Annotated in this window: 10 protein-coding genes and 1 rRNA gene; 7 read left to right on the forward strand and 4 right to left on the reverse strand. The window is 58.2% G+C overall.

What is annotated here, in order from left to right:
* The first annotated feature begins 11 nt into the window (after positions 1-11).
* The 3 genes from rrf (at position 12) to metG (ending at position 3,097) form a co-directional block, all read left to right on the forward strand.
* A 5S ribosomal RNA gene (gene rrf, locus HMPREF9238_RS07100) occupies positions 12-130 on the forward strand.
* A 175-nt stretch (positions 131-305) separates the two neighbouring features.
* Positions 306-1,166 carry a 16S rRNA (cytidine(1402)-2'-O)-methyltransferase gene (rsmI, locus tag HMPREF9238_RS07105; protein ID WP_016444777.1) on the forward strand — a complete coding sequence of 287 codons (861 nt, stop codon included), beginning with the start codon at positions 306-308 and terminating at the stop codon, positions 1,164-1,166.
* Positions 1,167-1,279: 113 nt separating this feature from the next.
* Positions 1,280-3,097, forward strand: coding sequence for a methionine--tRNA ligase (metG, locus tag HMPREF9238_RS07110; RefSeq protein ID WP_016444778.1), 1,818 nt, complete (start codon positions 1,280-1,282; stop codon positions 3,095-3,097).
* Between the two features lie 179 nt (positions 3,098-3,276).
* On the opposite strand, the gene HMPREF9238_RS07115 is transcribed toward metG, so the two are convergent.
* From HMPREF9238_RS07115 to HMPREF9238_RS07130, 4 genes are all read right to left on the reverse strand, one after another.
* Positions 3,277-4,962: an FAD-dependent oxidoreductase gene (locus tag HMPREF9238_RS07115; RefSeq protein WP_016444779.1), complete on the reverse strand. Its 1,686-nt coding sequence runs from the start codon at positions 4,960-4,962 to the stop codon at positions 3,277-3,279.
* A gap of 30 nt (positions 4,963-4,992) precedes the next feature.
* Complete coding sequence (locus HMPREF9238_RS07120) at positions 4,993-5,271, reverse strand: metal-sensitive transcriptional regulator (protein WP_016444780.1); 279 nt, start codon at positions 5,269-5,271, stop codon at positions 4,993-4,995.
* A 107-nt stretch (positions 5,272-5,378) separates the two neighbouring features.
* Positions 5,379-5,975, reverse strand: coding sequence for a hypothetical protein (locus tag HMPREF9238_RS07125; RefSeq protein ID WP_016444781.1), 597 nt, complete (start codon positions 5,973-5,975; stop codon positions 5,379-5,381).
* A gap of 9 nt (positions 5,976-5,984) precedes the next feature.
* Positions 5,985-7,094 (reverse strand): PspC domain-containing protein, encoded by a 1,110-nt coding sequence (locus tag HMPREF9238_RS07130; RefSeq protein WP_016444782.1) that lies wholly within the window; start codon positions 7,092-7,094, stop codon positions 5,985-5,987.
* Positions 7,095-7,242: 148 nt separating this feature from the next.
* Between HMPREF9238_RS07130 and HMPREF9238_RS07135 the strand changes: the two genes are divergently transcribed.
* The 4 genes from HMPREF9238_RS07135 (at position 7,243) to sucC (ending at position 13,163) form a co-directional block, all read left to right on the forward strand.
* On the forward strand, positions 7,243-8,436 hold the full coding sequence (locus HMPREF9238_RS07135; protein WP_016444783.1) for an ATP-binding protein: 1,194 nt from the start codon (positions 7,243-7,245) through the stop codon (positions 8,434-8,436).
* Positions 8,433-9,083 (forward strand): LuxR C-terminal-related transcriptional regulator, encoded by a 651-nt coding sequence (locus HMPREF9238_RS07140; protein ID WP_016444784.1) that lies wholly within the window; start codon positions 8,433-8,435, stop codon positions 9,081-9,083. Before HMPREF9238_RS07135 ends, HMPREF9238_RS07140 begins: the two co-directional genes overlap by 4 nt.
* A gap of 90 nt (positions 9,084-9,173) precedes the next feature.
* Positions 9,174-11,804, forward strand: coding sequence for an ATP-dependent helicase (locus tag HMPREF9238_RS07145; protein WP_016444785.1), 2,631 nt, complete (start codon positions 9,174-9,176; stop codon positions 11,802-11,804).
* Positions 11,805-11,999: 195 nt separating this feature from the next.
* A complete protein-coding gene (sucC, locus tag HMPREF9238_RS07150) occupies positions 12,000-13,163 on the forward strand; it encodes an ADP-forming succinate--CoA ligase subunit beta (RefSeq protein ID WP_016444786.1) in 1,164 nt (387 codons plus the stop codon).
* Positions 13,164-13,170: the final 7 nt, after the last annotated feature.

A 13,170-nucleotide genomic window follows, 5' to 3' on the forward strand; every position in this document is an offset into this window, starting at 1 on the left:
GCTGATATTTTTGCGGTGGTCATAGCCACGGGGAAACGCCCAGTATTCCATACCGAACCTGGAAGCTAAGCCCGTGAACGCCGATGGTACTGCACCTGGTAGGGTGTGGGAGAGTAGGAAACCACCGCAACCACACATAAAAACATTTTGGGGCCCCACCAACACGGTGAGGGCCCCAAAACACACCCAAAAACACACACGCCAGCGTTAATCCATACATAAGTAAACACCAGCAAAATACTTGGTTACGGCGCTGTATCAAACATCGTCATGACGGCTAACAAAAAGTTTGACATGATAGACGCGTGGACACAGACAATGCCCCCGTGCAACGATCAGGCTCAATCCTGCTAGCCGCCACACCCATCGGAGACACCAACGATGCGTCTGCCAGACTTATTCGTGCTCTTGCAGAAGCGGACCTGGTAGCTGCGGAGGACACCCGCAGACTACTTAAACTCGCCTCACGTTTAGGTGTGCGTATCAATGGCGACATTAAGTCCTTGCATGAACACAATGAAAACGAACGCGTAGAGAAGTTGCTACACCGAGCTGAAGACGGTGAGCGCGTACTCATCGTGTCAGACGCTGGCATGCCTACCATCTCGGATCCCGGATACCGCGTAGTAACGGAAGCAGCCAAACGGGGCATCCCTGTTTCCGCGCTGCCCGGCCCGTCCGCTGTACTCACCGCACTCAGCATCTCTGGCCTACCTACCGACAGGTTCACCTTTGAAGGCTTCATTCCTCGTAAACAGGGCGAGAGGGCACGTCGCTTGGAAGAGCTTAAAGAAGAACCGCGCACCATGGTGTTCTTTGACTCCCCAAAGCGCATCCACGAAAACCTCACTGACATGGCCAACATGTTCGGAGGCGCACGTAAAGCAGTGCTGTGTCGAGAACTCACCAAAACCCACGAAGAGATTATTCGCGGCGACCTCAATCATCTAATCTACGCAACCCGCGACGACGTCAAAGGTGAACTAACGCTCGTTGTGGCCGGCGCAGATCCTAGCGACAAGGACGCTGAAGACTACGTTGCTAAAGTCATCGCGCTCACCGAAGGTGGCATGAAGCTAAAAGCCGCTGCCAAACTAGTTTCCGAAGAAACAGGAGTTCGTAAAAACGAGCTCTACCGGGCAGCGCTTGCGCGCCGGCCAGAGTAGACCATTTGAGTTCAAGCGCCGCCAACGCTCCGCCAGTAGCAGGAGCCGGCCGCGCGGCCTTGAGACAAGCGACTAGGTGGAACCACGCCCTGCAAAAGCACTAAAGTAGAGCCATGAGTCGAATTCTGTCAGCAGTAGCATGGCCGTATGCAAACGGCCCTCGTCACATCGGACACGTAGCAGGCTTCGGAGTTCCCTCCGACGTATTCTCCCGCTACATGCGGATGCGTGGCCACGACGTACTCATGGTCTCTGGCACCGACGAGCACGGTACGCCGATCCTTGTTGCCGCAGACGAGCAAGGACTTACCCCACGGGAACTAGCTGACAAGAATAACCGCCTAATCGTTGAAGACCTCGTGGCTCTTGGCCTGTCATACGACCTCTTCACCCGCACCACCACCGGCAACCATTACCAGGTAGTGCAAGCCATGTTTGAAGTAGTGCGCGACAACGGCTACATGCTTGTCCAGCGCACGCACGGCGCAGTATCGCCCTCCACGGGGCGCACGCTACCTGACCGCTACATTGAAGGCACCTGCCCGATTTGTGGTGATCCCGGAGCGCGCGGCGACCAGTGCGACAACTGCGGCAATCAGCTGGATCCCACCGACCTCATTAATCCGAAGTCGCGAATCAATGGGGAAACCCCGAAGTTTGTAGAAACAGACCACTACTTCCTCGATCTTCCCGCTCTCGCTAAAGCGCTATCGGCGTGGCTGGATGATCGCGAAGAGTCGGGACGCTGGCGTCCCAACGTCATCAAGTTTTCGCAGAACTTCCTTGAAGACATCCGCCCGCGCGCCATGACGCGCGACATCGACTGGGGTATTCCCGTGCCAGGTTGGGAAGACCAACCCTCCAAACGCCTTTACGTTTGGTTTGACGCGGTAGTTGGCTACCTGTCGGCATCCATCGAGTGGGCGCGCCGCATTGGCGAGCCCGAAGCTTGGCGCAAATGGTGGAACGACCCTGACGCGCTGTCTTACTACTTCATGGGCAAAGACAACATCGTGTTCCACTCCCAGATCTGGCCAGCTGAACTCCTTGGCTACAACGGTGCGGGCGATAAGGGAGGCCAACCCGGTGACCTTGGCAAACTCAATCTGCCCACCGAGGTGGTGTCTTCCGAGTTCCTCACGATGGAGGGCAAGAAGTTCGCCTCGTCGCGCGGCATCGTGATCTACGTGCGCGACATGCTTCAGCGCTACCAGGCTGACGCTCTGCGCTACTTCATTAGCGCAGCCGGACCAGAAACCTCCGACGCTGACTTCACGTGGGCGGAGTTCGTGCGCCGCACCAACTCTGAACTCGTGGCCGGTTGGGGCAACCTGGTGAACCGCACGGCCTCCATGATCGCCAAACGGTTCGGTGAGATTCCCCAGCCCGGTGAACTGGAACAGGTCGACCGCGACCTCCTCGACAAGATCGAAGCCGGCTTTGAAACCGTTGGAGACAAGATCGGTCACCACCATCAAAAGGCCGCTATCCGCGAAATCATGGCCCTAGTTGGGGAAGCCAACAAGTACGTTGCGGACACCGAGCCGTTCAAGCTGAAGACCGAAGAACAAATGCCGCGTCTGCGCGCGATTTTATGGACGCTCGCGCAGGCAGTTGCCGACCTGAACCTCATGCTCTCCCCGTTCCTACCGACCTCCGCAAACGCTGTTGACGCAGTCATGGGTGGCACGGGCGAGATAGCACCCATGCCACGCATTGAAGAGGTTACCGATCTTGATGTTAAGGCCGAGGACGGCTCGGATCTGCATTACCCGATCATCACCGGCGACTACAGTGGCTTCCCCGAGTGGAGGCGCCACAACGTTGTGCCGGGAACCGTGATCGGTAAGCCGAAGCCTGTGTTCCAAAAGCTCGATGATTCCGTCATTGAGGAAGAACTCGAACGCTACGCGGGCCTAACCAACAAGTAGCAACAGGGAGCAAATAGCTTCAAGGCAAAAAATAGCCTAGAGGTTGGCCGCCACAGTAGTGGCTAAAAGAGTAATAGCGGCGATAGCAATGGTGCGGATCCGACACAATCAGGATCCGCACCATTACCGCTATCTGCACTGAAACGGCCGCCGACTATCAAGGCAGGGCGCGGGTAGGTTTACTTCTTGGTCTGCGCCGCCTCGTTTGCCAGATCAAACGAGTCATAGCCGCCCGTCAGATTACGAACTTTGAAGCCCTCCTGGGTAAGGATACGCTCAGCCAAGTAAGCGTTCAGGCCGGTCTTACAGTGCACCGCAATCGCGCGCCCTCCTGCAAGCTCACGCAACTCGTCCAGACGGCCGCGAAGCTCAAAAATGGGGATAGCCACAGCCTCGCGAATCACACGATCCGGGGTAATCGTGTGAGTTGGACGCACATCCAAAATAAGCTCGTCTGCCTTCACCTGCTCAAAATCTGAAAAGTCCCAGATCGGAGCGTTCCCCTCAAGCGTGTTACGCGCTACGAAACCAAGAATGTTGATTGGATCCTTAGCGGCACCGATCGGAGGAGCGTAGGTGAGCTCCAGTTCCGCAAGATCCTCCGCTGTCATTCCCGCCCGAATCGCGGTGGCGAGCACGTCTATGCGGCGTTCCGCCCCGTCTTTGCTGACAGCTGCGGCGCCCAGCAGGCGCCCGTCGGGAGCGAAGTTTGCGTTCAGGTGAATTGGCGTTGAACCCGGGTAGTATCCCGCGTGGTTGGCAGCGTGGATGCGGACCGTGGTGTGCTTGATACCCATACGATCAAGCTTTTCTGAGCTTGCACCCGTGAACGCTGCAACGTAATTGAATAGGCGAATACCGGCCGTGCCCAGCACGGGAGCCTGCCTAATCGGCTTGCGGCCCAGCGCCACGTCAGCTGCGCGCCTACCCTGACGATTTGCCGGTCCTGCCAGCATTACGGGAGCTACGCTACCATCCGCCCACTGTACTTCGACGGCGTCTCCAACCGCAAGAATGTCCGGATCCGAGGTCACCTGGTTCGCATCGGTCAAGATGCCGCCGCGCTCACCCAACTCCAGGCCCGCATCTTTAGCCAGCTGAGAGTTTGGGCGCACCCCCATCGCGGTTACTACCACGTCAGCCTGCAACTGCTTGCCATCAGACAAAGTGACCTTTACGGGGTAGCCATCGCCATCCTCGAACTTCGAGGCCCCCACACCAAGATGCAGGCCAACCCCGTTCGCGCGAAGCTCGCGATGCAACACCACAGCCAAATCGCCGTCCATCATGGGCAAGACGTGGCTGGCGAACTCCACCAACTCCACCTCAAACCCGCGGTGAACCAGCGCCTCCACAGCTTCCAAACCAATAAAGCCTGCCCCAATCACAACCGCTTTGGCCGCGCGGCTCTCATTAGATTTCGCCAGGCCCTCCTCGGCCAAGTTGATGACCTTATCCATTTCCGGGATAGTGCGTAGCGTTGAAACCGCCGGGTGGTCAATGCCCGCAATCGGGGGAGTGGCCGCGAGCGAACCGGGGGCCAGAATCAGCTTGTCGTAAGCCTCCTCATACTCGCCGTCAGGACCCACGGCCGTCACCGTCTTCGCCTCGCGGTTGATCTTGGTCACCCGCGTTTCGATTCGCACATCCAAGTTTGAGCGGCGGGCCAGAGACTCGGGCGTGTGCAGCAAGAGCGCATTGCGCTGTTCAATCTCTCCGGCTAAATGATAAGGGAGGCCGCAGTTGGCAAACGAGACGTACTCGCCGGCCTCAAAAACCACAATCTCAGCGCGCTCATCAATACGGCGGGCCCTTGCCGCAGCGGACATGCCGCCGGCAACGCCGCCAACAACTACAAGCTTCATGACACTCCTAAAACTGAAACACTGCGCAAACTACGCAAGGGACAAGAAGATTTTGCGAAGTTCCTCGGCATCGGGATGATCCTCCACCCCGCTACCATCACTCGCAGCACAAGACTGGATGGCTGCCAGAACCATCGCGTACGTAGCTCTGTCAACCGCTTTGGACGCCGCGATCATTTGCGGCAAAATCTCTAGGCACGGCTTATCTTCCTCAAGCTGGCGGATGATGGCCTCAATCTGGCCGCGCGCGCGAGATAGGCGGTTTCGAACCGCGCGGCGATCTTCTTCGCTTACCTGAACTGAAGTCATTTTTACAACCTGTCAATCGATACGAAAGATACCCCCACGGGTTTACGACTCATCATATCGTGTACCCGTGGGGGTATCCTTCAAGGAAGGGGTAATCGAGTGGAAAATCACCACATTTTGGACTTCTTTTCTTTCAATCCCGCTATGGCCGCAGTGATTAGCATGATGAGGCCCATCACCGTTAGCCCTACCGTTCCTATCATCGGCCAGTTGAACAGGTGCCACCACGGCATCGAGGTGATCAGCGCCCCAACGGCAATCAGTGTGAGCGCCCACGTGAGCAGGCCGAACTTCACGGAATGTTCCGCATCCTCATCCTTAACGGGTGGTTGGATACCCTGTTTTTGTGGGGTGAAACCAGCATTTGCAAACGGGTCGTGTTGGCTCGCCGATTCTCTGGGGAGGGGGGCGGAATTAGGTGCCTCGTCAGGGGCAGGCTCGGCCTGTGTTGGCCCGGCCGAGGGAGTTTCAGCAGCTCCCGTTTCCGCGTCTGCAGGTGAGGAAACGGGAGCCTGGGGCCCATCGGACTCGCCGGTCACTCGCGGATCAAATGCGCTGGGCTGATCCGCTGGATCAAAGTTAAGCTCTGGAAGAAGCTCGGTTGCGCCGGCATCCTCGCCCTCAGAAGTGGGCATTTGGGCAGTGCGGTCTACCTCAAAAGAAGTGGTCTTATCCTCGTCAGGAATGTTCTGGTTTTCGCTCATGCTTCACTCCTACAGATCTGCAGAAAAAAAGGTTGCGCCAACAGCCAACATGAATACGGGGGCCAGCACCGTGACCGCTATTGAAAGAGCGGTGAGCCACGTGCCCTGCTTGCCTTTCAGCGCGCGCACCCCTAAAACCATGCCCGTGATTATGAAAGCGAAGCCAACCACCGAGGTAGCGATAATGCCCGGGTTTACAAAGAAATTCATCCGCCACATCAACCACCCGAGTGCCGTGACGAGGAACAGAGACCCCGTGATTCCAAGGAACGTTGCCACGCCGGGGCCCTGCGGGGGCACTCGCGTCGGATATGGCGGCAGTGGCGACGGCCGATCATACGGAGCGTAGGGAGCTGGTCTTGGCGCGGGGCCGCCCAATGGCGCGCCCGGCTGATTTGAGTTCCAAACCGGCTGGGGTGCTACGAACGCAGCGTTAGTGGGGGCAGGACCGTTGGGGTGGTTCCGGCCCTCCTGCGTCGGAGCAGCTAGATTCCCCGGGGTGTTCACATCTTGGCGGCTAGAGTTTGGTTGGGGTGCGTATCCGTTCCCGTTAAATCGGAAGCCGTCATCGTGGGGTACGCGTGGCTCGCTGTGGGGCGGGCGCGGCCCGTACTGGCCATCGAATCCCTCCCGCTGTTTGCGTTTACTAATCAAAATAATGATCAGGACAGCCGCTGCCACCAAAAAAAGCGTCACAATGGAACCGCCTGCACCATATAAACTTCCTATCCAGCCATTACTCGTTTTATATTCGATAGAAATAGGCCAGAAAAAACCGAAAATGGCCAGCGCCGCCACGCCCAAATGCGCAATATCGAAACGCGCTTGGACGAACTCTTCAAGATGGATGCGACCATCAGCGCGCTCTGGGACCAGCGCCCACAGCGTCGCATACGCGAACAACATGACGCGCGGATTCAAGATCGCAAAAATGAACATCAAGCCGCGAATCAGGTTGGCATCCAGGCCAGTAATAACTGAAATGCCAGAAGCCACGCCTCCGATCCAGCGATCAGGTTCGCGGCGGATACGCCAGCTACGGATCGAATTGAAAAAGCCCTGCCGGCCTCGCCCATCTGGCTCGTAGGGCGGGCGCGGAGGCTGATAGTTGTAACTCATGATTCAATAATCGCCCACGCCACCGCCTTGCGGTATCAGGGAAGGCCCTGATTTCACCCTGAATCTAGGGTAGGGAAGCGCAAATGCGCCTGTTTTTTGGCACTATGAGAATGTGAGTAACCCGCAACAACAAAACTGGCCGGCTACAGTGAGGCAGCCACTTGAACGCACCCCGCGAAGCGTTGGGGGTAGACCCAAGCCGTGGGTGGCGGGTATAGCCTCCGGCCTGTCTGTGCATTTGCGCGTATCCGTCGCCATTGTGCGCCTTGTCTTTGTGCTACTCGTGCCGCTAGGTAGCCCGGTACTGTACATATGGCTGTGGGCGCTCACACCCAAAGTGAGTGAAGAACGCAAATACCGCGCGGCCCGCATCGCCCGCCCGGTAAAAGAGCACCGCGAGGCGCCGGCCAGTAGCGCCCGCAACGGCGTTGCCTACGCCCTCGTCCTCCTTCTTGCCGCAGCGATCTTCTACGCCGTCCAATCCGGATGGATCCACCTGAGCAATGATTGGATCGCAACTGCTCTCCTCCTCGCCGGCATCGCCCTCATCTGGGTGCAATCATCCAGCGTCCAAGACTGGAAAAACCCCATGGTGCTTGGCCTTACCGGAACGGGCGTAGTAGCCGTCCTCGCTGGCGTCACCCTCCTCCTCCTTGGAGGAGGTGTCGGCCTGTTTCCCGGCCTCATCCTCGGCCTAGCGCTCATCGTTGTCCTCGCGCTCGCATTCTCACCGCTAGTCGTGCGCATGACGAGAGAACTCTCTGCCACCCAAGTGGCCCGCGCCCGCGAAACCGAACGCGCCGACATTGCTGCGCACCTGCATGACTCCGTCCTGCAAACTCTCACCCTCATCAAAAACAACGCGGACAATCCCGCCAGCGTGCGCTCTCTGGCCCTCAAACAGGAACGGGAACTGAGGGCGTGGCTCTATACGGGAGCCGAACAGACCACCACATCGGTCCGGCGTTTGCTCGAAACTTCAATCGAGGCCGTTGAAGAACTGTACGGCGTGGAAATCGAAACGGTAGCCGTTGGTGACGCCGTGCCCGGCCCTAACGAACAGGCCGCCATTGCTGCCGCCACAGAAGCTGCAAAAAACGCCGCGCGCCACGGGGCGCCACCCATCCAGATCTACGCCGAACTAGGCGACCAATACGATATCTACATCAAAGACGCAGGCCCCGGCTTCGACCTTGCCAACATGCCGCCCGATCGGCACGGCGTGCGTGACTCCATCATCGCCAGAACCGAACGCGCTGGCGGCCGAGTAGAAATCCGCACCCTAAACCCCGGAACCGAAATTCACATCAGCGTTCCTCGAAGTGAAAAGATGAAACCGTGACACTAAACGTAATAATCATTGACGACCACCCCCTCGTACGTGCGGGCGTGCGCCACGAACTATCTAAATATCCCGAGCAAGTCAGTGTTATCGGTGAAGCTGAAGACGTAGACAGCGGCATCGCCCTCGTGCGCGAACTCCAACCCGACGTTGTCCTCCTCGACGTTCACCTTCCCGGTGGAGGGGGTGGAGGCGGGGCTGAAATTCCGCGCGCCACCACCGACCTTCCCAAAGTGCGTTACCTGGCTCTTTCCGTATCAGACTCGCCCGAGGATGTCGTTGCAACCATACGCGCAGGCGCTCGCGGCTACGTAACCAAATCTATTTCCACCAAAGACCTCGTGGGAGCCATCATCCGTGTTGGCGCTGGTGACGCCGCGTTCTCACCGCGCCTCGCCGGCTTCGTCCTCGACGCATTTGGAACTCGCGAAATCGCGACCACCGATGAGGAACTCGACCTGCTTTCCGCGCGCGAACGCGAAGTCATGCGCCTAATAGCTCGTGGATTTACCTACAAAGAAGTTGCCGGCGAACTGTTCATCTCCGTAAAAACTGTGGAAACTCACGTTTCGTCTGTGCTTCGTAAACTCCAGCTCTCAAACCGCAACGAACTCGCGCGTTGGGCGGCGGCAAGAAACATCGTGTGAGGGCGTCCCGCTAACTTCATGTCCGTGGCAGTGTGTACAGTTAATGCGGGCGGCTGACCCGCCCAAATAGCCGACAAGTTGGAAAGCGCGATGCGAAGCTTTAACGAACCTGCACACTCCTACACCGCACTACCCGGCCTGCCCCCACTAGCAGGCCCGGGGGACGAGCTAGAAGCCTCGGGGGACACGCCGGGAACGCTCTGGGACGAGCCAGTGCCCGTAGACACCAGCGACCTCACGGATGGCCTCAACCCGCAGCAGTATGAAGCTGTCGTTTACGAGGGTGGGCCGCTACTCGTGGTGGCAGGAGCAGGTTCTGGCAAGACCCGCGTTCTCACTCATCGCATCGCATACCTGTTGCGCACCCGGCGGGCGCGCGCCAGTGAAATCCTCGCAATCACATTCACCAACAAGGCTGCGGCCGAAATGCGCGAGCGCGTAGTAGGCCTCATCGGCCCCGAAGCGCGCCGCATGTGGGTATTCACCTTCCACTCCGCGTGCGTGCGCATTCTGCGCGAGCAATACCAGGCGGCGGGCCTGCGCTCCTCGTTCACCATCTACGACCAGCAAGACTCGAACCGTCTCATCACCATGGTTGCGCGTTCCCAAAACATCGACACCAAACGATTCAGTGTCAAAATGCTTCAATCGCGTATTTCCGACCTCAAAAACGATCTCATCACGCCCGGACGATACGCTGAAATCGCGCCCAGCGATCCGGTTTCGCAAACCGTTGCCAACGTTTACCGCGACTATCAAAAGCGCCTGCGCGAATCAAACGCCCTCGATTTTGATGACCTCATCATGCGCACCGTCCAACTTCTCAAAGAGAACAAGGCCGTTGCTGAGCACTACCACAGGCGATTCCGCCACGTCCTCGTCGATGAATACCAAGATACTAACCACGCCCAATACGTCCTCATCCGTGCACTGATCGGCGACGGAACGGACATGCCGCAGGGTGAGCTGACGGTGGTTGGTGACTCCGACCAGTCGATTTACGCATTCCGGGGCGCCACCATCCGTAACATCGAAGAGTTCGAAAAAGACTTCAAGAACGCACACACTGTGGTTCTGGAACAAAACTACCGATCCACGCAAAACATCCTTTCGGCTGCGAACGCCGTCATTTCAAAGAACAGTGGACGGCGCGCCAAAGCTCTGTGGACCGACTTGGGTGCTGGGGACAACATTATCTACGACGCTGCCGAGTCCGAACACGACGAAGCGCGCTTCATCATCGGTGAAATCGACAACCTGATTGGCACCTACAAGTACGGCGACGTGGCGGTCTTCTACCGCACCAACGCCCAGTCGCGTGCCTTGGAAGAATCACTTGTTCGCGCCGGTATTCCATATCGCGTGGTGGGTGGCACCAAGTTCTACGAGCGCAAAGAAATCAAAGATGCGATTGCCTACCTCCAGGCGATCGCGAACCCTGACGACACTGTCTCGCTACGCCGCATCATCAACACGCCCCGACGTGGCATCGGCGACAAGGCCGAGGGGGCTTTCATCGCGCACACCGACATGCACGACACCAACTTTGGAGGGGCGCTTCGGGACAACTGGATCGCAAAAGATTGCCCGCGCGGGGAAGGTGAGGGGGTGGACCTGCCCGAGGGGGCTTGGGAAGCTCACGTTGAAAAGGCCCGCGCAGAAGGTGGCGGCAACCTAGTTACGGGGGCCAGCCCGAGGGCACTCAACGCGGCTGCGGGATTCTGGGGACTGCTCGAAACCATGCGCTGTGCGGTAGAAGCAGGATCCCCCATTAGCTCCATGCTTGACGACGTCATGGAAGCTACCGGCTACCTCAAGGAGCTGCGCGAGTCTAATGACCCGCAAGATGCCTCCCGCGTTGAGAACCTGGCGGAACTGCACTCCGTGGCCGAAGACTTCGCCCAGGTGAATCCCGAGGGCGGGTTAGTGGACTTCCTTGAGCGGGTATCCCTCGTGGCAGACGCTGACCAGGTGCCAGACTCCGCAGACCTCACAGGCGGTGCAAGCAGTGGGGAAGTCACCCTCATGACTGTGCACACCGCAAAGGGTCTCGAATTTCCCATTGTGTTTGTCACCGGCCTCGAAGATGGCACATTTCCGCACCAGCGCAGCCTCGCGGACGAGACCGAACTATCAGAGGAGCGTCGCCTCGCATACGTTGCGATCACGCGTGCCCGCAAGCGTCTTTACCTAACCCGCGCGGCCGTTCGGTCTGCATGGGGGACACCCGTGGATCTGCCTCCCTCGCGCTTCCTAGATGACATCCCTGGTGAAGTGCTAGAAATTAGGCGGGAACGCACCCAGATGGACAGCTACCGCTCCGGCGGCTACGGATCTGACTACGGGACGAGCTACGCTTCTGGTTCCAGCTACTCTGATTCAGACTTCAGCCCCGCCTTTGGGTCGGGCCGCTACTGCGGTTCGTACTCTGGCAAACGATCCTCGCGCGTAAACTCCCGTTTTGATAGCGACGCAGTTAGTCGCGTCAAGGAAGCCGGTGAGAAGTTCAAACCCACCAAACTGGGCCAGGGCAAAGTGAAGAAAAACGCAGCCCCTGCGATTCAGCTGGCAGCGGGAGACCGGGTACAACATGCCTCGTACGGTGAGGGAGTGGTGATCCGCCTGGAAGGTGACGGAGCGTCGCAGGTGGCGCACGTTGATTTTGGGGAAGGAAAACCGCGCAGATTACTGCTTCGTTACGCACCGCTAAAGAAACTCTGAGCAAGCCTTGGCCAGCTGATGGCGCAAATCTCGAACTTGACATTCGAAAGTGAGATTCACGCCATTAGTGACGCAATTTTGGCCGTAAGACGCTAACCTAATATCAAGATGTCTCGATGTCGAGCTTCTTATGATTGAAGCTCTTCTTCAGATTTCGCAACCGAGGACCATACGATCCAGACGAAAGGCAAGGGCGTGGATCTATACGAATACCAGGCGCGCGACCTCTTTGAAGCGCACGGTGTACCAGTTCTCCGTGGCATCGTCGCCACCACCCCAGACGAAGCAGAAGTAGCAGCTACCGAACTGGGAGGCGACACTGTAGTTGTCAAAGCCCAGGTTAAGGTCGGCGGACGCGGTAAAGCAGGCGGCGTGAAACTCGCGCACTCGCCCGCGCAGGCCCGCGAAAAAGCCGAGGAAATCCTCGGCATGGACATTAAAGGTCACACCGTCCACCGAGTCATGATCGCCGAGGGCGCCGCGATCAAAGAAGAGTACTACTTTTCCATCCTTCTTGACCGTGCTAACCGCCGCCACCTGGCCATGTGCTCGCGTGAAGGCGGCATGGACATCGAGACCCTCGCGAAAGAGCGTCCCGAGGCCCTCGCTAAAGTGGGGTTGGACGCCGCGGTTGGTATCGATGATGCGAAAGCGCGTGAAATCCTTACCGAGGCCGGCTTTACTGCTGATGAACATGATGCGCTTGCTCCCGTCCTCGTGAAACTTTGGGACGTCTACAAGCAAGAAGATGCGACTCTCGTTGAGGTGAACCCGCTGGTCAAGGTTGAAGGCGGGTCGATCATCGCCCTTGACGGCAAGGTCTCGCTCGATGACAATGCCGCATTCCGGCACCCCGAACACGAGGCCCTGAAGGACACTTCGGTGCAGGACTCGCGCGAGGCCAGGGCCAAGGCAGAGGGCCTGAACTACGTTCGCCTCGAAGGTGAGGTGGGCATTATTGGAAACGGCGCAGGCCTCGTGATGTCTACCCTTGACGTCGTCGCATATGCCGGCGAGAAATACGGCACGCGTCCCGCGAACTTCCTCGACATCGGTGGCGGTGCTTCCGCAGAGGTTATGGCTAAGGGACTCGACGTCATCCTCGGTGACGAACAGGTGCGTTCCTGCCTGGTAAATGTATTCGGTGGCATCACCGCGTGCGATGAGGTTGCCAAAGGCATCATCGGCGCCCTCGAGCTGCTAGGCGACGCTGCAACGAAGCCGATTGTGGTGCGCCTGGACGGCAACAAGGTTGAAGAAGGCCGCGCTATTTTGGCCGAAGCCAACCACCCCCTCGTAACCATGATTGAGACCATGGACGGCGCTGCCGCCAAGGCCGCTGAACTCGCGAAAGCCTGAAAGGACC

This window comes from Gleimia europaea ACS-120-V-Col10b (genome assembly GCF_000411155.1).
GTDB lineage: Bacteria > Actinomycetota > Actinomycetes > Actinomycetales > Actinomycetaceae > Gleimia > Gleimia europaea_B.

Coding starts and splice junctions, on each gene's coding strand:
- HMPREF9238_RS07115 (WP_016444779.1), bottom strand. CDS start 4,962: ATGAAGCTTGTAGTTGTTGGCGGCGTTGCCGGCGGCATGTCCGCTGCG.
- HMPREF9238_RS07145 (WP_016444785.1), top strand. CDS start 9,174: ATGCGAAGCTTTAACGAACCTGCACACTCCTACACCGCACTACCCGGC.
- HMPREF9238_RS07130 (WP_016444782.1), bottom strand. CDS start 7,094: ATGAGTTACAACTATCAGCCTCCGCGCCCGCCCTACGAGCCAGATGGG.
- HMPREF9238_RS07125 (WP_016444781.1), bottom strand. CDS start 5,975: ATGAGCGAAAACCAGAACATTCCTGACGAGGATAAGACCACTTCTTTT.
- HMPREF9238_RS07120 (WP_016444780.1), bottom strand. CDS start 5,271: ATGACTTCAGTTCAGGTAAGCGAAGAAGATCGCCGCGCGGTTCGAAAC.
- metG (WP_016444778.1), top strand. CDS start 1,280: ATGAGTCGAATTCTGTCAGCAGTAGCATGGCCGTATGCAAACGGCCCT.